Source organism: Lutibacter sp. HS1-25, from assembly GCF_004121075.1.
Classification (GTDB): Bacteria; Bacteroidota; Bacteroidia; order Flavobacteriales; family Flavobacteriaceae; genus Lutibacter.
The window spans coordinates 74,184-94,315 of the sequence record NZ_RHLN01000009.1; the positions used below are offsets into that span (position 1 = coordinate 74,184).

At 31.3% G+C, this 20,132-nt stretch carries 22 protein-coding genes; 10 read left to right on the top strand and 12 right to left on the bottom strand.

Going from position 1 to position 20,132, the window contains the following annotated elements:
- Positions 1-5 precede the first annotated feature (5 nt).
- Positions 6-1,562, bottom strand: coding sequence for a DUF4270 domain-containing protein (locus tag EC396_RS05260; RefSeq protein WP_129365657.1), 1,557 nt, complete (start codon positions 1,560-1,562; stop codon positions 6-8).
- Between the two features lie 17 nt (positions 1,563-1,579).
- A complete protein-coding gene (locus tag EC396_RS05265) occupies positions 1,580-2,389 on the bottom strand; it encodes a glycogen/starch synthase (protein ID WP_129365658.1) in 810 nt (269 codons plus the stop codon).
- A 107-nt stretch (positions 2,390-2,496) separates the two neighbouring features.
- Between EC396_RS05265 and panC the strand changes: the two genes are divergently transcribed.
- From panC to radA, 4 genes are read left to right on the top strand one after another with little or no spacing between them, the layout of a single operon-like run.
- Positions 2,497-3,336 carry a pantoate--beta-alanine ligase gene (gene panC / locus EC396_RS05270; protein ID WP_129365659.1) on the top strand — a complete coding sequence of 280 codons (840 nt, stop codon included), beginning with the start codon at positions 2,497-2,499 and terminating at the stop codon, positions 3,334-3,336.
- A gap of 38 nt (positions 3,337-3,374) precedes the next feature.
- Positions 3,375-3,725, top strand: coding sequence for an aspartate 1-decarboxylase (panD, locus tag EC396_RS05275; protein WP_129365660.1), 351 nt, complete (start codon positions 3,375-3,377; stop codon positions 3,723-3,725).
- Between the two features lie 2 nt (positions 3,726-3,727).
- A complete protein-coding gene (locus tag EC396_RS05280; RefSeq protein ID WP_129365661.1) occupies positions 3,728-4,702 on the top strand; it encodes a lysylphosphatidylglycerol synthase transmembrane domain-containing protein in 975 nt (324 codons plus the stop codon).
- Between the two features lie 42 nt (positions 4,703-4,744).
- Positions 4,745-6,103: a DNA repair protein RadA gene (gene radA / locus EC396_RS05285; protein WP_129365662.1), complete on the top strand. Its 1,359-nt coding sequence runs from the start codon at positions 4,745-4,747 to the stop codon at positions 6,101-6,103.
- A 44-nt stretch (positions 6,104-6,147) separates the two neighbouring features.
- On the opposite strand, the gene EC396_RS05290 is transcribed toward radA, so the two are convergent.
- Both EC396_RS05290 and EC396_RS05295 read right to left on the bottom strand, forming a co-directional pair.
- Positions 6,148-6,894 (bottom strand): uroporphyrinogen-III synthase, encoded by a 747-nt coding sequence (locus EC396_RS05290; RefSeq protein WP_129365663.1) that lies wholly within the window; start codon positions 6,892-6,894, stop codon positions 6,148-6,150.
- 17 nt (positions 6,895-6,911) lie between these two features.
- The gene (locus EC396_RS05295; RefSeq protein ID WP_129365664.1) at positions 6,912-7,574 is read right to left on the bottom strand and encodes a DUF4271 domain-containing protein; all 663 of its coding nucleotides are present in this window, start codon (positions 7,572-7,574) and stop codon (positions 6,912-6,914) included.
- A 69-nt stretch (positions 7,575-7,643) separates the two neighbouring features.
- Here EC396_RS05295 and EC396_RS05300 point away from each other — a divergent pair, with 69 nt between their 5' ends.
- From EC396_RS05300 to EC396_RS05310, 3 genes are read left to right on the top strand one after another with little or no spacing between them, the layout of a single operon-like run.
- Positions 7,644-8,363 (top strand): polyprenol monophosphomannose synthase, encoded by a 720-nt coding sequence (locus EC396_RS05300; protein ID WP_129365665.1) that lies wholly within the window; start codon positions 7,644-7,646, stop codon positions 8,361-8,363.
- An 11-nt stretch (positions 8,364-8,374) separates the two neighbouring features.
- Positions 8,375-9,724 carry a dihydroorotase gene (locus EC396_RS05305; protein WP_129365666.1) on the top strand — a complete coding sequence of 450 codons (1,350 nt, stop codon included), beginning with the start codon at positions 8,375-8,377 and terminating at the stop codon, positions 9,722-9,724.
- The gene (locus EC396_RS05310; RefSeq protein ID WP_129365667.1) at positions 9,717-10,109 is read left to right on the top strand and encodes a DUF4296 domain-containing protein; all 393 of its coding nucleotides are present in this window, start codon (positions 9,717-9,719) and stop codon (positions 10,107-10,109) included. The genes EC396_RS05305 and EC396_RS05310 overlap by 8 nt, the downstream gene beginning before the upstream one ends.
- Positions 10,110-10,175: 66 nt before the next feature.
- On the opposite strand, the gene EC396_RS05315 is transcribed toward EC396_RS05310, so the two are convergent.
- From EC396_RS05315 to EC396_RS05335, 5 genes are all read right to left on the bottom strand, one after another.
- Entirely contained in the window at positions 10,176-11,858 is a 1,683-nt protein-coding gene (locus EC396_RS05315) for an ABC transporter ATP-binding protein (protein WP_129365668.1), read from the bottom strand.
- Between the two features lie 196 nt (positions 11,859-12,054).
- Positions 12,055-12,336, bottom strand: coding sequence for a pyrimidine/purine nucleoside phosphorylase (locus EC396_RS05320; RefSeq protein ID WP_129365669.1), 282 nt, complete (start codon positions 12,334-12,336; stop codon positions 12,055-12,057).
- Between the two features lie 73 nt (positions 12,337-12,409).
- Entirely contained in the window at positions 12,410-12,688 is a 279-nt protein-coding gene (locus tag EC396_RS05325) for a hypothetical protein (protein WP_129365670.1), read from the bottom strand.
- A 103-nt stretch (positions 12,689-12,791) separates the two neighbouring features.
- The gene (locus EC396_RS05330) at positions 12,792-14,432 is read right to left on the bottom strand and encodes a flotillin family protein (protein WP_129365671.1); all 1,641 of its coding nucleotides are present in this window, start codon (positions 14,430-14,432) and stop codon (positions 12,792-12,794) included.
- An 8-nt stretch (positions 14,433-14,440) separates the two neighbouring features.
- On the bottom strand, positions 14,441-15,019 hold the full coding sequence (locus EC396_RS05335) for a hypothetical protein (RefSeq protein ID WP_129365672.1): 579 nt from the start codon (positions 15,017-15,019) through the stop codon (positions 14,441-14,443).
- 190 nt (positions 15,020-15,209) lie between these two features.
- Here EC396_RS05335 and EC396_RS05340 point away from each other — a divergent pair, with 190 nt between their 5' ends.
- Entirely contained in the window at positions 15,210-15,629 is a 420-nt protein-coding gene (locus EC396_RS05340) for an OsmC family protein (protein ID WP_129365673.1), read from the top strand.
- A 131-nt stretch (positions 15,630-15,760) separates the two neighbouring features.
- On the top strand, positions 15,761-17,458 hold the full coding sequence (recJ, locus tag EC396_RS05345) for a single-stranded-DNA-specific exonuclease RecJ (protein WP_129365674.1): 1,698 nt from the start codon (positions 15,761-15,763) through the stop codon (positions 17,456-17,458).
- Between the two features lie 327 nt (positions 17,459-17,785).
- Here recJ and EC396_RS05350 read toward each other — a convergent pair whose 3' ends face one another.
- The 3 genes from EC396_RS05350 to EC396_RS05360 all read right to left on the bottom strand — a co-directional run bounded on the left by EC396_RS05350 (position 17,786) and on the right by EC396_RS05360 (position 19,570).
- Positions 17,786-18,502: a 3'-5' exonuclease gene (locus EC396_RS05350; RefSeq protein ID WP_129365675.1), complete on the bottom strand. Its 717-nt coding sequence runs from the start codon at positions 18,500-18,502 to the stop codon at positions 17,786-17,788.
- A gap of 147 nt (positions 18,503-18,649) precedes the next feature.
- Complete coding sequence (locus EC396_RS05355) at positions 18,650-18,997, bottom strand: hypothetical protein (protein WP_129365676.1); 348 nt, start codon at positions 18,995-18,997, stop codon at positions 18,650-18,652.
- Between the two features lie 15 nt (positions 18,998-19,012).
- The gene (locus EC396_RS05360) at positions 19,013-19,570 is read right to left on the bottom strand and encodes an HNH endonuclease (protein WP_129365677.1); all 558 of its coding nucleotides are present in this window, start codon (positions 19,568-19,570) and stop codon (positions 19,013-19,015) included.
- Positions 19,571-19,745: 175 nt separating this feature from the next.
- On the opposite strand from EC396_RS05360, the gene EC396_RS05365 reads away from it, so the two are divergent.
- Positions 19,746-20,081: a single-stranded DNA-binding protein gene (locus EC396_RS05365; protein WP_129365678.1), complete on the top strand. Its 336-nt coding sequence runs from the start codon at positions 19,746-19,748 to the stop codon at positions 20,079-20,081.
- The last annotated feature ends 51 nt before the right edge of the window (positions 20,082-20,132 follow it).

Here is a 20,132-nt window from a genome sequence, read left to right on the forward strand (position 1 = left end):
AAAAATTAGTTTTCGTTAGTTTTTAATATTGTATATTTTATATCAAATGTTGCCTTGAAATTTCCTGCATTGTCCCCATTTTGGTTGTACAATACAACTCCTTTTGGTGTCCAACTATATTCTGGAATTTCAACAACGCTAACTGGTTTATCAGTTGGATTGTAAACTTTAATGGCTAAAGTTGATATATCTAAAGGATCTGTTGCTGTTAATACTCTTGAAATATAGTCTGTAATTTTAAAAGTATATTTATATGGTTTACCATCATCATCTCTTTCTAAAATACCACCTACAGTTGTTATACCTTCAGTTAAAACATCGGTAATTTGAGTATTCTCTTGATAATTATAAATAAATAGCTGTTCTGGTACAATATCACTTGAAGCATTTTGATCTACATAAAAAGTCAAACTAGCATCGTTAATTAACCATCCGCCAATATTTCGAATTTCTTCAATTTCTCCATCAGCAAATAAATCAATAGTAGCTATTGAACCTGCGGCTCCTTGAACGTACAATCTGTCTGGACCACTTTCGTGAGGTGTTGGATAATCTCTTTCTAAAACATTAGACTTGATATCTCCAAACAAAAATGTAAAACTCTTTTGTACTCTAACTCCTTGCTCTCCACTTATACCGTTTCCGTTTAAATCAGATGTTTCTGTTTCGTCCTGATCATTTGAATAATAAATAACCATTTTAGCCGATTTCATATCCAGAGAAACCAAATGCGATTTGTTTGTCAAATCTTCAGTAGCTTCAATATAAAAACCTCTAAAATAACGTGTAAAAGCATCTAAAGAAGAAAACTGAGAACCAGAAGCATTGTCTATAAATATTTGCTGAATTTTAGCCTCATCTAATGGCAATATAATACTTGGTACTGTGTTAGTTTGTTTTATAGTATCTGTGTTATATACTGTTACCCCATCGGCTAAATATCGTTTAATATAAGCAACCGTATCGTTGGGATTTATTTTAAAATTTTGAGCGTAAAATGGCGCATTTGATTTAGCAAAAACTTTATCAGAGTAATACACAATGCCCTTTGTTGGATCGTTAGGATCCAAATTATTTAAATAAGTTTCTAACTCGTAAACAGACAATTTAAATTCAACGTCTTTGTTTCCTATAACAGAATCGACTTGAAATAAAGGTTTTCCATCTTCGGCATCATCTAATTTTGTAGATTGATAAGGAATAAAAATAAGAACCGAATCTATACCTGCATTAACACCAAAGTTATAATCACTACCTGTTACATAACCGCCAGCAGAACTTAGTGGTAACAATAATTGAGAAACTATAGAACCTTTTAAAGATCCAAATTCATTGTCATAGTAAGACCCTAATAAATATTGTTCAATTTTATTTGCAGGAACACTATCAACATTTTTATTATTGGCAATGGCAGTAGAATTATAAGTACCAGTAGAAAATTTTGAATTATCTATAATTCCAACTCCAATTCCTTCAATTTCTTTTTCGCATGAAATTATTGTAAAAAACACAATGGAAAACAAACCAAAATATTTTAAAATAGTTACAACTCTTGTTGTCATATGTAATTTTTGATTTTTTAAGATAAAACTTTAGTTGTGTAAAACTCTGTATAGGCACTTTCAAATTCTTCAACCGGAAAATAGTCTAACACAGGTTTTCCTGATGCGTCTATAAATTCAGACAACTCAGTTGGTAACTTTTCACTTGCTTTGATAACTGCATCAGAATTATTAACAGCATTGATAAGTATATTTGTGTGGTTTGGTGTAGCAATTGGATGAATTTTATCTTCACTTATGTTGTCAAACATAATTTTATTGTGAAAATCTAAATCCAAATTACCTTCATAACTATCATTATAAACAGATGTAATTATTTTACTAGTTGCAAACAATGGATCATTTTTATAATACTCTTTAATGTACAAAGGCAACAAAGAAGCCATCCAACCGTGCACATGAATTACATCAGGTGACCAGTTTAATTTTTTTACAGTTTCAACAACTCCTTTTGCAAAAAATATAGCTCTTTCATCATTATCAGTAAATAATTTATTGTCTTCATCAGTAAACAAAGCTTTACGCTTAAAATACTCATCATTGTCAATAAAATAAACCTGCATTCTTTCTTTTGGAATAGAGGCAACTTTAAGAATTAAAGGCATATCCATATCATTAATTACCAAATTCATCCCAGATAGACGAATTACTTCGTGTAGTTGATGTCTTCGCTCATTAATTAAACCATATCTTGGCATAAAAATACGTGTTTGACCTCCCTTTCCATGAATCATTCTTGCCGTCTCAAAAGAAGACGTTGATAATTCATTTTCAGGCAAATACGGTACTACTTCCGAAGAAACAATCAATACTCTCTTATCTTTCATAATTCAACTCTTAATTTTAAAGATTGTGCAAAATTACGAAAATTTATATTGAATTTAGCTTTAATCATGTAAGTTTGCACGCTTTTAACGTTTATTAACACCTGATTATGTTAGTTTTTGCTAAAATTAAATCCGTACAAGAAAAATTAAAGTCGTTAAAAAAAGAGACTTCAATAGGCTTTGTCCCAACAATGGGGGCACTTCACAAAGGTCATTTATCACTTATTGAACAAGCAAAAAAAGAAAATGATTTTGTAGTTGTAAGTATTTTTATAAATCCAACACAATTTGACAAACAAGAAGATTTGATAAATTATCCTAAAACCATTGAAAATGATTTGGATCTTTTAAAATCTGTGTCATGTGATTTGGTTTTTATACCTACTGCTGAAGAAATTTACGCTAACAACATTACCTCTAGTTCTTTTGATTTTAATGGTCTAGAATACCAAATGGAAGGCAAGTTTAGAGACGGCCATTTTAACGGTGTTGGCACAATTGTAAAGCGTTTGTTTGAAATTGTAATGCCACACAATGCTTATTTTGGCGAAAAAGATTTTCAGCAACTTCAAATTATTAAAAATCTTGTTGCACAAAATCAAATGCCAATTAATATTATTGGTTGTCCTATTTTTAGAGAAAATGACGGGTTGGCTATGAGTTCTCGCAACGAAAGACTGACAACAGCGCACAGAGCTGCTGCACCTTTTATTTACAAAACACTTCAAAAAGCAAAAGTTGAGTTTGGCACAAAAAATGCTGATGAATTGAAGATTTGGGTTGAAAATGAGTTTAAAAATCAACCTTTATTAGATTTAGAATATTTTGAAATTGCTGATGAAGACACACTTATTTCAATTCAAGATATAAAAACATCGCAAAAACAAAGAGCTTTTATAGCCGTTTTTGCTGGAAAAATTAGACTTATAGATAATATAAGTCTATAAATTTAAATACATTAACACAAAATTATTAATTTTGCACTATGCAAATACAAGTAGTAAAATCTAAAATTCACAGAGTTAAAGTTACCGGTGCTGACTTACAGTACATTGGAAGTATAACTATTGATGAGGATCTAATGGATGCTGCAAATATTATTCAAGGCGAAAAAGTTCAAATTGTAAATATAAACAATGGTGAGCGCCTTGAAACGTATGCCATTCCTGGTCCTAGAAAAAGTGGAGAAATTACCCTTAACGGTCCTGCTGCCCGAAAAGTTGCCAAAGGTGATATTATTATTATTTTATCATATGGCATTTTAGAGTTCGAAGAAGCTAAATCGTTTAAACCTATGTTAATTTTTCCTAATGAAAACGACAATTCGTTAACATAAGTTTGGTAAAAAAAATAAAAAAATTAAGTTTTATAATACTCCCAATAGCCTTGGGAGTATTTTTTATTTGGTACTCTATCTCCAAACTTTCACCTTCCGACATTCAATCTATAAAGCTATCTTTTCAAACTGCCAATTATTGGTGGGTTGCATTGTCTTTGCTTTTCGGAATTTTAAGTCATTTTTCACGCGCTTATCGTTGGCAATTTTTGTTAGAGCCAATGGGCTACAAACCCAGATTTGCAAACAGTGTAATGGCTGTACTAATTGCTTATTTATTAAACTTATTTATTCCCCGTTCAGGTGAATTTGCCAGAGCTGGAAGCATCAAAAAATACGATAAAATTCCGTTCGATAAAGCTTTTGGAACTATTGTTGCCGAGCGTGTTGCAGATGCTATTATGCTGCTTTCTATAATTGGAATCGCCTTTTTTTTACAAACAGATTTAATAGGAAGTTACCTATTTAAAGACAAAGAAGAAAGCACCTTAATTTCAAAAATATTTTTCTTTATTATATTGCCATTGGCAGGTTTTTTTATTTATCGAAAATTAAAAAAATCGCACAACCCATTTGTAATAAAACTAATTGCATTTATAAATGGATTGGCCGTTGGAGCCATCAGTATTTTTAAAATGAAAAAGAAATGGGCATTTATTTTTCATACGCTTTTTATATGGTTAATGTATGTATTGATGTTTTACGCAGTAACCTTTGCTTTACCCGAAACAACCAACCTGCCTTTTGAAGCTATTGTTGTTGGTTTTGTAGTTGGCGGTTTAAGTATGGCGCTTACAAATGGCGGCTTAGGAACTTACCCTGTTTTGGTGGCTGGTGCTTTGGCATTGTACAATGTACCTCACAACCCTGCACTTGCTTTTGGTTGGATTATGTGGACAGCACAAACCATTATGGTAATTTTATTTGGTTGCTTATCTTTATTTTTAATGCCTATTTACAATAAATATAAAAAATAGTTGGGTTTTCTTTATATATTTATTGCTTTCAAATAATAAAAAATGGCCAAAACAAAAACTACCTTTTTTTGTCAAAATTGTGGTGCTCAATATGCAAAATGGTTGGGACAATGCAAATCTTGTAACGAATGGAATACCATTGTTGAAGAGGTAATTCAAAAAGAAGAAAAAAGAAACTGGCAACAATCTTCTACTTCAAAAAAAACAAATAAAGCCTTAAAAATAAACGAAATTTCTTCAGAAAAAGAAGATCGTATTTCAACAAAAAACAACGAATTAAACAGGGTACTTGGTGGTGGCATTGTAAAAGGCTCAATGACTTTATTAGGCGGAGAACCTGGTATTGGAAAATCTACTTTACTATTACAAATTGCACTTACAATTCCTAAAAAAGTATTGTATGTTTCGGGCGAAGAAAGTCAATCGCAAATAAAAATGCGTGCTGAACGACTTAAAATTGCAAATACAAATTGCTTAATTTTAACCGAAACCAACACACAACATATTTTTAGAGCTATTGAAGAAGTGCAACCCGAAGTGGTTGTAATAGACTCTATACAAACCCTGTTTACAGATTATATTGAAGCCTCACCCGGATCCATTTCTCAAATTAGAGAAACAACAGCCGAGCTGATAAAATTTGCCAAAGAAACCGCAACACCAGTACTTTTAATTGGACATATTACCAAAGATGGTAACATTGCTGGTCCAAAAATATTAGAGCATATGGTTGATGTTGTTTTGCAATTTGAAGGCGATAGAAATCATACCTACCGTATTTTAAGAGCCAATAAAAACCGATTTGGTTCAACTGCTGAAATTGGTATTTACGAAATGCAAAATGTTGGCTTGCGTGAAGTTGAAAATCCTTCAGAAATATTAATTTCTCAAAAAGACGACGACTTAAGTGGTACTGCAATTGCTGCTACTTTAGAAGGTATTAGACCATTAATGATTGAAGTTCAGGCATTGGTAAGCACAGCAGTTTATGGCACACCTCAACGATCATCAACAGGTTACGATATAAAACGATTAAATATGCTTTTGGCTGTACTAGAAAAACGTGCAGGTTTTAGATTGGGCGCAAAAGATGTGTTTTTAAACATTGCAGGTGGTATTAAAGTAGATGATCCTGCTATAGATTTGGCGGTAATTTCTGCTATTTTATCATCAAATGAAGACGAAGCAATACCACAGGATTACTGTTTTGCTGCAGAAATTGGTTTGGCTGGTGAAATTAGACCTGTTAACCGCGTAGAACAACGTATTTTAGAGGCTGAAAAATTAGGATTTCACAAAATATTTATATCAAAATTCAATAAAATTAACACTGGAAATTACACCATAAAAGTGGTAAAAGTTTCAAAAGTTGAAGACATATTTGCTAACTTATTTGCATAAAAAAACCGAGAAAAATCTCGGTTTCTTTTATAAAATATGTCTTGTTATTTTTTATTAACTTCCATAATGTACTTTTCCAAAGCCATTGTCATTGATGGTGTTTCAGGCGTTGGAGCAGGAATATTACAATTTAAACCAGCATCAGTTGCTGCTTTAATTGTTGAAGTTCCAAATGCTGCAATTCTTGTGTTATTTTGTTTAAAATCTGGGAAATTCTTAAATAAAGAATCAATTCCAGAAGGAGAAAAGAACACTAAAATATCATAAAACACATCAGACAAGTCTGATAAGTCACTCATAACTGTTCTATAAAAAATACCTCTAGACCAGTTAACACCTAATTCATTTAAAGTTTCAGGAACAATATCTTTCAACTTATCTGAAGATGGTAATAAAAACTTTTCGTCTTTGTATTTTTTAATAATTTTTCCTAATTCAGGAAAAGTACGTTCGCCAACATAAATTTTACGTTTACGATATACAACATACTTTTGCAAATAAAAAGCAACAGCTTCAGACTCACAAAAATATTTCATGTCATCTGGCACTGTAAATCTCATTTCTTCTGCAATTCTAAAAAAGTGATCAACAGCATTTCTGCTAGTTAAAATAATTGCAGTAAAATTTTTCAAATCAATTTTTTGAGCGCGAACCTCTTTTGCAGTAACGCCCTCAACATGTATAAAAGGTCTGAAGTCAATTTTAACTTTTTGCTTTTCTGACAGTTCTAAATAAGGTGAATGATCGGCTTTTGGGGCTGGTTGAGAAACCAAAATTGTTTTCACTTTCATAAACTTCAATTTTGTCTTTAAATGGTTAATTTTAAAATAATCACCAAAGGTGCTATTTCAAGTGCGCAAAGGTATAAAATAAAATAAAACAAGTTCTGAAAAAGAAAAGATTTATTATTTTTCAACAATAAAATGTAACGAACTGTTAATAACCCAACAAACATAACAAGGGTTATCCACAAAAATAATTCATAATAATTTTTAGAATAAACCAAGAAAAGAATAGGTACTATAACCCACAATATCAATGAATTAGTGTAATTTGATTTTTCAAAAAGCACTTTTCTATAAATGTTTTTTAAGTTAAAAACAGACGATAATAAATATCCAGAAACAAATCGAAAACAATAATACAAACTTACAACACCAAGCGAAATTAAATACATATTTAGAGAAATATCGTAAAGAGAAGCTTGAAAAAACCCATACAAAACACTTAAAAACAACGAAATAACCAATATTTGAATTACAAAAAATAAACCCTGAAACAAATTTAGCATCCCAATTTTATCTTTATTATAATAAATAGAAACATATTTTTTTGAAAACAACAACACGCTTGTATGGTACAAACGCTCTTTAAACATTGTTTTTAAAACAACTAGAATTATTAAAATAATAAAAAACACCAAGGCAATCCAATCGGTATTTTGAGGTACTATTTCTTTTGCTTCAAACATGAAGTTCGTCTTAATTTAATAGCAAAATTAGTAATAATTTGTTTTATCTTTGCGTCTTAATAATTTTATATGTCAAATACGGTTGTAATAATACCTACTTATAATGAAAAGGAAAATATTGAGGCTATTATAAGAGCTGTTTTTTCTCAAGAAAAACAATTTGATATATTGGTAATAGACGACAGTTCACCAGATGGTACTGCTGAAATTGTTCAAAATTTACAACAACATTTTTCTAATTTATTTATTGAAATTCGAAAAGAAAAAACTGGTTTAGGCACAGCTTATATCCATGGTTTTAAATGGGCTTTAAAAAAAGAATACAAATATATTATTGAAATGGATGCCGATTTTTCTCACAATCCATTAGATTTAATTAGATTGTACAATGCTTGTGAAAATGATGGTGCAGATTTTTCAATTGGTTCAAGATATTTAAATAATAAAATAAATGTTGTTAATTGGGATTTTAAACGCCTATTTCTATCGTACTTTGCTTCAAAATATGTTCGTGTTATTACACAAATACCTATATTTGACACCACTGCCGGATTTGTATGCTACAACCGAAAAGTGCTAGAACGTATTCAATTAAATAAAATAAATTTTGTGGGTTATGCGTTTCAAATTGAAATGAAATTTAAAGCATGGAAACACAATTTTAAACATAAAGAAGTTTCGGTTATTTTTACCGACAGAAAAAAAGGAATATCAAAAATGAGCGGATCTATTATTTCTGAAGCTGTTTTTGGTGTTATTAAAATGAAATTACAGGGATTGCCAAAATAAAGAAAAAGACTATGGGGTTAACACTTATTAAAAATGCAAAAATTGTAAATGAAGGAACAATTTTTGAAGGAGATATTTTAATTGACGGAGAATATATTGTTGATATTGATACATCTATAAGTTCAAAATCAGCAACAACCAAAGTTATTGATGCTGAAGGAAAATACTTAATTCCTGGAGCTATAGACGATCAGGTTCATTTTCGCGAACCAGGATTAACACACAAAGCAACTATTGAAACCGAAAGTAGAGCTGCTGTTGCTGGCGGAATTACTTCGTTTATTGAAATGCCTAATACATCACCTCAGGCAACAACACAAGAATTATTAGAGGATAAATTTACAATTGCTTCAAAAACATCTTACGCTAATTATTCGTTTATGTTTGGTGGCACAAATGACAATTTAGAAGAGTTGTTAAAAACAAATCCTAAAAATGTTGCTGGTATCAAATTGTTTTTAGGGTCTTCAACAGGAAATATGTTGGTGGATAATGAAGAAGTTTTAGAAAAAATATTTTCTTCAACAAAAATGTTAATTGCAGTTCATTGTGAAGATGAAACTACTATTAAAAATAATTTAGACAATTATTTAAAAGAGTACGGAGAAGATATTCCGGTTGAAATGCATCCAAAAATTAGAAGTGAAGAAGCTTGTTACTTATCATCTTCAAAAGCAATAGAATTGGCAAAAAAAACAGGTGCACGTTTACACGTTTTTCATTTATCTACTGCTAAAGAAACTGCATTATTTTCAAATAAAATTCCGGTTGAAAAAAAGCAAATTACTGCTGAAGTTTGTATACATCACTTGTGGTTTGATGAAAGTGACTACAAAAAGAAAGGTACTTTTATTAAATGGAATCCGGCGGTAAAATCGGAAGAAGATAAAGATGGTCTTTGGAAAGCGTTATTAGACGATAGAATTGATGTAATTGCTACGGATCATGCTCCACACACCAAAGAAGAAAAAAAACAAATATACACCAAAGCTCCAAGTGGCGGACCACTGGTTCAGCACGCAATTTCGGCTATGTTTACAGCACATCGTCACGGCAAAATTTCACTTGAAAAAATTGTCGAAAAAATGTGTCATAATCCAGCTAAAATTTTCAAAATTGAAAAAAGAGGTTTTATTAAAAAAGGCTATTATGCAGATTTAGCACTGGTTGATATTGCTTCGCCTTGGACAGTAAATAAAAGTAATATTTTATACAAATGTGGCTGGTCTCCTTTTGAAGGAACAACTTTTTACTCAAAAGTAACACACACTTTTGTAAATGGAAATTTAATTTACAACAACGGTAAATTTAATGATACTATAAAAGGAAAACGCTTAGAATTTAACAGAACAGATGCGTAATTTTTTTTACATAGCCGCTTTAATTTTGCTGCTAACAAATTGTACAAGTAATACAATTATTAGCAAGCCTAAAAATTTAATACCCAAAGACAAAATGGTAGATGTTATTACAGACATGCTTTTGGCTTCGGGTGGCGAAAATATTAAAAATATACACATGCAACGTAAAGTAGATTACTTTCCGTTGGTTTATGAAAAATATCAGATAGATAGCACCCAATTTAAAGAAAGTAATTTTTATTATGTTTCGAGAATAGATGACTTTGAGGAAATTCTTGAAAAAGTTGACAAACGTTTAAGTAAATTGAGATTGGAAAACGAAACGGCACAAAACATAAAAGATTCCATCAAAAATATTGATCCTGAATTAAAAAAATTGGACTAATACTATTAATTTTTTAGGATTTAAATTATTGAATTTTGTAAAGGTTAAAAACTAAATCTTGCCAAATTAATTTCCAACAATACCTTTAGGAATGGCATCAATTAGCTTTTTGGTGTAGTCTTTATTTGGGTTGGCATAAATGGCATCGGCATCCCCAATTTCTTCAATTTTACCCTTATTCATAACAACCAATTGGTCTGCCATATATTTTACAACCGCCAAATCGTGTGAAATAAAAATATAGGTAAAACCAAAATCTTTTTTAAGCTGATTTAATAGATTTAAAACTTGTGCTTGCACCGAAACATCTAATGCCGAAACCGACTCGTCGCAAATAATTAATTTAGGTTTTAAAGCTATGGTACGCGCAATTCCAATTCGCTGTCTTTGCCCACCCGAAAATTCGTGCGGATACCTATAAAAATGCTCCTTTGTTAAGCCCACACAGTTTAAAATATCAAAAACATATTGTTTTCTTTCTTCAGCAGAAGCTAAAATTCCATGAACTTTCATCGGTTCCATAATGGCTTCACCAACAGGAATTCGAGGATTTAATGACGAAAACGGATCTTGAAATATAATTTGAACCTCTTTTCTAAAACTTTTCAATTCGCTTTTTGAAAGATTTGTAATGTCTTTTTTACGATAAAAAATAGTGCCTTTTGTAGCTTTTTCAAGATGAAGAATGGTGCGTCCCAAAGTTGTTTTTCCGCAACCAGATTCGCCTACCAAACCCAAAGTTTCACCTTCAAAAAGTTGAAAAGAAACATTGTCAACCGCCTTCACTTCACTTTTTTTACCAAAAAAGAAACTATTATCCGAATTAAAATAAGTCGCTAAATTGTTAACTTCTAACAACGGTTTTTTACTGTAAATTTTTTGATGAAAATCGGTACGTTCCTCAGTAGTATAAACCTTATTATCAATAGTTTGATCTATAAAATCTTTTACCGTAGGTAATTTTTTTAAACGTTGCGTTAAACTAGGTTTAGAATTAATAAGCGCTTTTGTGTAATTGTTTTTTGGCGATATAAATAGCTGCTTTGCATTGCCTTGCTCTACAATTTTACCTTGATACATAACCACAACAGTATCTGCAATTTCAGATACCAAAGCCAAATCGTGCGTAATAAAAATAATGCTCATTTTGGTTTCTTGTTGCAACTCTTTTAACAACTCAATTATTTCTTTTTGCACCGTAACATCTAAGGCTGTTGTAGGCTCATCGGCTATTAAAATTTGCGGCTTACAGGCAATTGCCATCGCAATCATAACACGTTGTTTTTGTCCGCCTGAAATTTGATGAGGATATTGGTTAAATATCACTTCAGCCCTTGGCAACTTAACTTTGTTAAACAAGTTTATTACTTCATTTTTTGCTGCTGATTTTGAAATATTTTTATGCTGTAATAAAATTTCAAGCACCTGAAAACCACAAGTTAAACTAGGATTTAAAGAACTCATAGGTTCTTGAAAAATCATTGAAATTTGATTGCCTCTAATTTTTTGAAATGCTTTTTCTGAAAGATTTGTAAGCTCACTTTTATTAAAAAGAATAGAACCTTCAACTTGAGCATTTTTTGAAAGTAGCCCTAAAATAGCTAAAGAAGTAACCGATTTTCCGCTACCAGATTCGCCAACAATTCCTAAAATTTGTTGCTCTTTTAATTCAAAAGAAATGTGATCAACAACGGTTGTAATTTTGTTGTTTGATTTAAAAGAAATAACTAAATCTTGGACTTTTAACATTGTTTTATTTTGATTGATAAAAATACGTTTTTAATGTTAAAAATTTAAGACTCACTTGAGCGCAATTGATTATTAATAGTGGTTTTTCGTCAATTCGAATGATTTTTGATAGAAAATTATCATCAAAAACAGTTCTCGATACATTTTTTGTTCCGTTTTACTACACAAAAAACACTCGAACTAACGCTTTTAACAATTATTGATATTGGCACAAATAAGAAGTTTGCCCAACAGATTTTACTTTGAATTTGGTATTTGCTTCCACTTCAAATTTTTCACCGTTTTTGTAACTTTTCCAAATAGTTTCATTTGGTAATTGCGCAATTAATTCGCCTTCAATTACAATCATTGTTTCGTGGGTCGAAGTTCCAAATTCGTACTCACCTTCTTCCATAACACCTACAGTAGATTTTCCTGTTGCTGAAGTATATCCTAAAGATTTTACTGTAGCATTAAAATATTCGTTTGCTGAAATCATATTATTTTTTTGAATTTTACGCAAATATATGATTTCAAAAATAAATTAATGAATAATTTTTAATGACGAATTTTCAATAAAAAATGAATAATAAAAATACAATAACAAGCACTGTTACAAAAACCAAAATTTTTAATTGTTTTATTTTTTCTTTTTTAACCTCATTTTGAACTTTTAATTTAAAAATTTCGAGTTCATCTTTTGAAAATTTTGGAAAACTATATGCTGTTTTTATGTTTTTTGTTTTAGCATAATCGTTACCACCTTTAAATTTATTACGACGTGCATTTTTTAGAGCTGCATTTTGCTTAACTCTATTTATCATATCATTTACATGACCTCCAAAACTCATTATCGTAAAATTGAAGTTAAAATAAAAATGAGATGCTTTAAAAAGTATAGAAAAACATTATTCTGAACTTTTTTAAACACCTCATTACTTTAATACAGAACAGTTATTTTATATCAGAATCTTTGGTATTCTCATCAGATATTTCATGTTCAGAAGTCACATTTTCAATATTTTTACCTTTTAAATATTCTGGCAATTCCATACCTGCCATATTAAACATTTCTTGTAAAGGTGGTACTGCTTTGTACATTCCTGAAATAAAGTTTGATGTAGATGTTTTACCGTCTTTTCCGTTGCCACCATTTTCCCAAACAGTAACTTTGTCTATTTTAATATTTTTAATGGCTTCAGCTTGTGTTTTAACCAATTCAGGTAATTTATCTGCAATTAATAACAATGCTGCATTTTGTGCATTGTCTCCAGCAGCTTTTACAATTTGATCTAAACCTTGAGCTTGTTTTGTTAAAATTTCAAAAATACCTTTTGCTTCAGCTTCTTTTTTCATAAAGATAGCGTCGGCTTCACCTTTTGCAATACGTCTAATTTGCTCAGCTTGTGCTTCGGCATCAATTTCAACTTTTTGCTTGTCTATTTTTGCAGGTACAACAATATCAGCTAATTGTTCAGCTTCTTTGCGTTTTGCTCTAGCTTCTTCAGCTAATTTTTCTGCCGCATATGCCTCCTCTAATGCTTTTGCTGCTTGCACTTTTTCTGAAGCAATGGCACGTTTTGAAGCCTCAGCTTCACGCTCACGTCTTAAAGCGTCAGATTCTGCAATTTCTATTTTCGAAAGGTTTTCACCTTCTATGGCTTTTGCGTTTGCAGTTGCAGTTTTTATACGTTCAATTTGCAAGGCTTCAGCCTCCCCAATTTTTGCTTTTGCGCGTGCATCAGCCGTTAACACTCTTTCTTTTTGATTTGCATTTGCTTCACCAATCATTGCAGTCGCTATTTTATCTGCCACTTGTACACGCTCTGTTTGGTTGGCCTCAGCTTCACCAATTTTTGCTTTTGCCAATGCATCTGCAACTTTAACACGCTGATCTTGATGCGCTTCCGCTTCACCAATAGATCCATCTCTTACTTTTTGAGCTACAGAAATTTTAGCATCATTAATTGCTTTTGCAGCAGCTTCTTTTCCTAAAGCTTCAATATAACCAGATTCATCGTGAATATCGGTAATATTTACGTTGATTAATTTTAAACCTACTTTTTTTAATTCGGCTTCAACACTATGTGTAATATGTGATAAAAATTGATCTCTATCTGAGTTAATTTCTTCAATATCCATAGATGCAACTACCAAACGCAACTGACCAAAAATAATTTCTTGGGCTAAATCTTGAACAGCATCTAAGCTTAAACCTAATAAACGTTCAGCAGCGTTTTGCATAACGCTTGGCTCTGTTGAAATACCAATGGTAAAGCGCGATGGAACATTAACACGAATATTTTGCTTACTTAATGCATTTGTTAGGTTTACTTCAATAGACATTGGTGTTAAATCTAAAAACTCATAATCTTGGATAATTGGCCAAATAAATGAAGCCCCACCGTGAATACATTTAGCAGATTGACCTCCGCCTGTTTTACCGTAAACAACTAAAATTCTGTCAGACGGACAGCGTTTGTATCTCCTTATCATAGAAAAGAAGAATACAACAATAATAAAAATGACAGCACCAACTAAGTAAACTAATGTAGGAGCCGATTGAAGTGGCAATAAAAGGGATAATAAATTCATAGTTATTTTTATTTAGATAATTTTTCAACAAGTAATATTTCGGCACTAACAATTTCTGTTACTTTTACCATTGAGCCAGTTTTTAAATCTTCGTCTTCATCAGTTATTGCTTCTAATTCACGCAAGCTACCTTGCACTTTTATTTGCACTTTCCCCATTTTAGAGCGTTTAGCACCAATTGGCAAATAAACTTCGCAAATAACACCTACTGCATTTTTTACTTTTAAAGTACCCGATTCGGCTAATTTATGCATCCAATAAAAAAGTAGTGATGTTAAAAACATCATTATTAAACCTGCAATTACAGAAATTATTATTGTTACGGTTGTAGATAAATTGCTATCTAAACAAGTAATACCTGTCCACCCAAAAATGGTAAAAAAAGCAACAATTCCTTTAAAAGTAAAAAACTGAAATCCAACACCGCCATCATCGGCTTCAAAATCATTTGCATCAGCTTCCATATCTGTATCACCGCCGCCAATAAAAGTAACTATAAAAATGATTAAAAAAATGAAAGACCCAATAAGGGCTATAATCCAATACGTTTGTTCTAAAGTTGACATCTCGTCAAAAAATTCCATCATAATTGCAATTATTAAATGAAGATACCGAAGATACTAATTCTTAAAAAAATATAAGATAAAATTATCATTAATTTTTAGTTTCATAACAACCAACAATCAACTTTTAGTATTAGGTTTTTTATTTCTGAAAAATATTACGTTAATACCGTTAAAAAACTTTTAAATTTGTTTTTGAAAAAATTATAAGATTATGACAAATAAGATAGAATTAAGTTGGAAAGGACAAATGTTATTTGAATCTGTTGCTCCAGAAGGCAATGTAATGATTGATGCTGCTCCAGAAGTTGGCGGACAAGGAAAAGGATTGCGTCCAAAAGCATTAATGTTAACTTCATTGGCAGGTTGTTCTGCAATGGATGTTGCTTCTTTGTTAAAAAAAATGCGTGCTGAAGTTGAAGATTTTAAAATTGAAGTTCAGGCTAATTTAACTGAAGAACATCCAAAAATTTACGATAAAGTACACGTTATTTACCGTTTTTACGGAAATGATTTTAAAAAAGATAAAATTGAAAAAGCTGTAAAATTATCGGTTGATACTTATTGTGGTGTTATGGAAATGTTTAGAAAATTTGCAACCGTTACTACAGAAATTGTGTATGTAGAACAGTAAATTTTAAACAAAAGTAATACGTATTGGGCACAAATATTTCTAGTTATTAGCTAAAAAATATCAAATACAATACAAATAAAATCCTTCTTATTTAAATTAACTTGAGAAGCGATTCAAAAAAAAGCAATGCTATGCGATGGAAATTAAAACCCGAAACAAATCCTGAGGTTACTGCAAATCTTGCTTCAGCATTAGGAATAGAATATACATTGGCTAAATTATTGGTTCAGCGAGGTATAGAAACTTTTGATGAAGCCAAAGCCTTTTTTAGGCCCGATTTAAGCAACTTACACGATCCGTATTTAATGAAAGATATGGACAAAGCTGTTGCGCGTATTGAACTGGCAATTGCAAACAACGAAAATATTTTGGTGTATGGCGATTATGATGTAGACGGAACTACTTCGGTTTCATTAATGAGTTCGTATTTAAAAACCTTACACCCAAACATAGCTACTTATATTCCAGATCGTTATGTTGAAGGCTATGGAATTTCATATCAAGGAATTGATTTTGCCGATGACAATAATATCACTTTAATTATTGCGCTAGATTGTGGTATAAAAGCCATTGATAAAGTAGATTATGCTACCAAAAAAGGCATCGATTTTATTATTTGCGACCACCACAGACCGGGAACTGAAATTCCGAATGCAGTAGCTGTTTTAGATCCAAAACGTGAAGATTGTGAATATCCTTACAAAGAATTGTGTGGTTGCGGTGTGGGTTTTAAACTAATACAAGCCTTGGCAAATAAAAAAGGCGAAACCATTGAAGATTTAATGCCTTATTTAGATTTGGTTTCTATTGCTATTGCAGCAGATATTGTGCCTATTACTGGTGAAAACCGTATTTTAGCCTATTACGGCTTACAGGTAATAAATACCAATCCACGAAATGGGATTAAAGCCATGATTCATCAGCTTAATAAAAACGAATTAACCATTACCGATGTGGTGTTTATTATTGCACCAAGAATCAATGCTGCTGGCAGAATTAAACATGGTAATTATGCTGTTGAATTGTTAACTGAATTAGATTTTGATGCTGCAGTAAAATTTGCTTCAGAAATAGAAATAAACAACAACGATAGAAAAGATTTAGATAAAACCATTACTTATGAAGCTTTACAACAAATTACAGACCATCATGAAGAACAAAAATTTTCAACGGTTGTTTATGCTGAAACTTGGCATAAAGGTGTTATTGGCATTGTGGCTTCTAGACTGATAGAAACTTATTACCGCCCAACTTTGGTGTTTACAAAAAGTGGCGACAAATTGGCTGCATCGGCACGATCTGTTAAAGGTTTTGATGTATACAATGCACTTGAAGAATGTGCTGAATTTATTGAACAATTTGGTGGACATAAATATGCAGCTGGTTTAACTTTGAAGGCTGAAAACTATGAAAACTTTAAAAATAAGTTTGAAGAAGTTGTAAAAAATACTTTACCAGAAGAATTGCGCACACCTGAAATTACCATTGATGCTGAAATTAATTTGACCGAAATTACACCAAAATTTTTCAGAATTATGAATCAGTTAGCGCCTTTTGGACCTCAAAATATGCGACCTGTTTTTATGGCTTCGGGCTTGCGAGACAATGGTTATGGTAAAAAAGTAGGTGATGATGAAACGCACTTAAGACTCAATATTTTTGAAGGTTCTAATAAAGCTACTTACAATGCAATTGGTTTTGGTATGGGTGATCAGTTTGAATTAATTCAAAATGGAAAAGCTTTTAAAGCTGTTTTTAATATTGATGAAAACCATTGGAATGGCTACACATCTCTTCAATTGTTGCTAAAAGATTTGAAAGAGGAATAAAATTTAGTCTAAAGTTGGAAAGTTTTTTAGGGTAATGGTGACAGAGCTTAACTGAAGTATTTATGTTTTTAGCAACTGTTTTCAACTTTTTTTAACGCAACAAATAACACGCGTTAGGGATTGCAGCGGCATCCTTTTTTACAATGTAACGCAGTGAAATTGTAAAAAAGATATAGCGAAAAGCCCGACCCCTTACGGGGAACGCCCAAACTACATTAGTCGAAAGTCTGAAAGTTGAAGAAATCTGAAAGTTTTTAACTATTATAAGCTTTAAACACAATTAAACTTTTTATCAAATACCAAAATTCCCCTTTGGGGTTAGGGGACTTAAACATGAACAATGCTCAAATCATCAATCAACGGCTGATTGTTAAAACGCAATAACAACTGGGCAATGGCAATGGTGTCTTTTTCGCAATAAACAACTATACGCTTGATATTTTTTTCTTTGTAAAAAACGTCGCCAACCTCGCTGCCACTAATATCGTCTTTTGGTGACGGAATTCCCAAAATAGCTGTTAGTAATTTTAATGAAGTGTAATGCTTATAATCGCCAAAACGCCATAAATCCATGGTGTCTAAATGCGCTATTTCCCAAGGTTTTTTACCAAATAAATTTAATTTTTCGGGCAAAGAAACCTGGTTGATAATCATTCTACGCGCAATGTAAGGAAAGTCAAATTCTTTGCCATTATGAGCGCATAAAACGTGGTCTGGTTTGTTAAAATGTTTGTCTAATAAAGTTTTAAAATCGGTTAAAATTTTAGGCTCTTCACCATAAAATGAAGTTACCCTAAATTTACGTTCATTAGAATTGAAATTGATAAAATAACCTACAGAAATACAGACAATTTTACCAAATTCGGCCCAAATTCCGGCGCGTTCGTTAAAAGCTTCAGCCGAAACTTCATCTTTGCGTTGGTATTGGGTTTTTGCGGCAAATAATTCTTGTTTTTCTTGGGTTAGATCTGCAAAATTTTCAAATTCTGGCACAGTTTCTATATCCAAAAAAAGGATTTTCTCAAAGTTAAGTTTCCCGTTCATTGCTTTTTTTTAAATAAAAGTAATGAAAAATAATTTTTAAAGTTTCTTCAATTTATTTAAAATCCATTTTTTTAATAAAAAATGTACCGAAAAGTATTTTAAAAACTTATCGATACATTTTTGCAATTCAATTTCTCTTTCAAATGGCTAGTCCTTATTTATCAATAAATAATAGTCGTTTTCAAGGTGTAAATACCCCTGATTGTAAATATAATAATATGTGTTACCCGTTTTTGTGGTATAAATTGATGTAAAATAATTAAAGTCAAAATTGCCATCTAATAGCCTGGTTCTTGACACTTTTGTTTTGCCTGTGGTATTTAACTCCGTTAGCAATCGGTGATTTTTTCGCAATCTATTATTTATATTTCTAACTAAATTTTTATTGTCTTTGTCAATTTTGTTATTGTAAGCGTTTCGGCAATAATCTGAGCAAAATTTTTTATCTACTCTTCCGTTAAGAGGCTCACCGCACTCCAGGCATTTTTTTTTCATAGTAATTTTTAATTGTTAATCTTCTAATTTCACATGCCCCCAATTCTCACCCGATTTAATTCTGTACAGTTGCATTTCTGAAATTCCAAATTGTTTTGCAATTAAACGCATTCTGGTTTTTCTGTTAGGATCAAATATTTTCTTTTTAATTAATCGCACTCTTCCTTCGGTTAATTTTGAATATGTTACCTGACCTATTCTTGCAATTTTCTTCGGATTTTTTTTATGGTGTAAAAACATTTCTGCTTTATTCACCCATTTTAAATTTGAAGCCTTGTTATTTTCTTTATCAAAATCTAAATGAATTACATACTTTTCGTTGTTTGGGCGTTCGCAAAACACAGAAGCCACAACTCTATGCACATAATAGGAAGACGTTGATTTACTTTTTTTTCTTCTTATCCAAAAAGTAACATAGCCACCAATTAAGGATGTTTTAGAAAGTTCCCAATTGTCTTCAAAGGTTTTTTTCCGTTGAATTCTCCCAAAATTAGAAACTAAATATTCATCATCATCGCTCCAAAGTTCGTTGGCATATGGAGCCCAAACCTCGTTCTTGTAATCTCGTATCATCGTAAAATTTATTAGTAGTACTAACAAATATACAACAATTTATCCGATTACAAACGACTACAAACATTTACATCCGAAAGTAATTATATTTTAACCGAATAAAATTTTAAAAGCATCCAATATTTGCAGTGTTGAATAGAACAAATGACATTCGACTTATATAAAACCTTATCTTATGAATACGTTAAGAAACAAAGTACAGTTAATTGGAAACTTAGGAAACAAACCTGAAATTATAACTTTAGACTCAGGAAAAAAATTGGCAAAACTATCAATCGCTACCAACGAAAGCTACAAAAATGCACAAGGCGAAAAAATAACAGAAACTTACTGGCACAATTGTGTTGCCTGGAATAAAACTGCTGAAATTGCTGAAAAATATTTAGAAAAAGGAAAAGAAATTGCCATTGAAGGCAAATTAACTACCAGAAGTTATGAAGACAAAGACGGTACAAAGCGCTACATAACAGAAATTATTATAAACGAATTGTTATTGCTAGGTAACAAATAGAGGGAAAATAGTTATGAAAAAGAGAAAAGCGGAGACAATTTAGTTTACGCT

Bases quoted from the DNA above. Each gene is read 5' to 3' on its own strand.
- EC396_RS05305 (WP_129365666.1), top strand. From the start codon at position 8,375: ATGGGGTTAACACTTATTAAAAATGCAAAAATTGTAAATGAAGGAACA.
- EC396_RS05365 (WP_129365678.1), top strand. From the start codon at position 19,746: ATGAATACGTTAAGAAACAAAGTACAGTTAATTGGAAACTTAGGAAAC.
- EC396_RS05310 (WP_129365667.1), top strand. From the start codon at position 9,717: ATGCGTAATTTTTTTTACATAGCCGCTTTAATTTTGCTGCTAACAAAT.
- EC396_RS05320 (WP_129365669.1), bottom strand. From the start codon at position 12,336: ATGATTTCAGCAAACGAATATTTTAATGCTACAGTAAAATCTTTAGGA.
- recJ (WP_129365674.1), top strand. From the start codon at position 15,761: ATGCGATGGAAATTAAAACCCGAAACAAATCCTGAGGTTACTGCAAAT.
- EC396_RS05335 (WP_129365672.1), bottom strand. From the start codon at position 15,019: ATGATGGAATTTTTTGACGAGATGTCAACTTTAGAACAAACGTATTGG.
- EC396_RS05295 (WP_129365664.1), bottom strand. From the start codon at position 7,574: ATGTTTGAAGCAAAAGAAATAGTACCTCAAAATACCGATTGGATTGCC.
- EC396_RS05325 (WP_129365670.1), bottom strand. From the start codon at position 12,688: ATGAGTTTTGGAGGTCATGTAAATGATATGATAAATAGAGTTAAGCAA.
- panD (WP_129365660.1), top strand. From the start codon at position 3,375: ATGCAAATACAAGTAGTAAAATCTAAAATTCACAGAGTTAAAGTTACC.
- EC396_RS05340 (WP_129365673.1), top strand. From the start codon at position 15,210: ATGACAAATAAGATAGAATTAAGTTGGAAAGGACAAATGTTATTTGAA.
- EC396_RS05300 (WP_129365665.1), top strand. From the start codon at position 7,644: ATGTCAAATACGGTTGTAATAATACCTACTTATAATGAAAAGGAAAAT.
- radA (WP_129365662.1), top strand. From the start codon at position 4,745: ATGGCCAAAACAAAAACTACCTTTTTTTGTCAAAATTGTGGTGCTCAA.
- EC396_RS05350 (WP_129365675.1), bottom strand. From the start codon at position 18,502: ATGAACGGGAAACTTAACTTTGAGAAAATCCTTTTTTTGGATATAGAA.
- EC396_RS05265 (WP_129365658.1), bottom strand. From the start codon at position 2,389: ATGAAAGATAAGAGAGTATTGATTGTTTCTTCGGAAGTAGTACCGTAT.
- EC396_RS05355 (WP_129365676.1), bottom strand. From the start codon at position 18,997: ATGAAAAAAAAATGCCTGGAGTGCGGTGAGCCTCTTAACGGAAGAGTA.
- EC396_RS05330 (WP_129365671.1), bottom strand. From the start codon at position 14,432: ATGAATTTATTATCCCTTTTATTGCCACTTCAATCGGCTCCTACATTA.
- EC396_RS05360 (WP_129365677.1), bottom strand. From the start codon at position 19,570: ATGATACGAGATTACAAGAACGAGGTTTGGGCTCCATATGCCAACGAA.
- EC396_RS05315 (WP_129365668.1), bottom strand. From the start codon at position 11,858: ATGTTAAAAGTCCAAGATTTAGTTATTTCTTTTAAATCAAACAACAAA.
- panC (WP_129365659.1), top strand. From the start codon at position 2,497: ATGTTAGTTTTTGCTAAAATTAAATCCGTACAAGAAAAATTAAAGTCG.
- EC396_RS05290 (WP_129365663.1), bottom strand. From the start codon at position 6,894: ATGAAAGTGAAAACAATTTTGGTTTCTCAACCAGCCCCAAAAGCCGAT.
- EC396_RS05260 (WP_129365657.1), bottom strand. From the start codon at position 1,562: ATGACAACAAGAGTTGTAACTATTTTAAAATATTTTGGTTTGTTTTCC.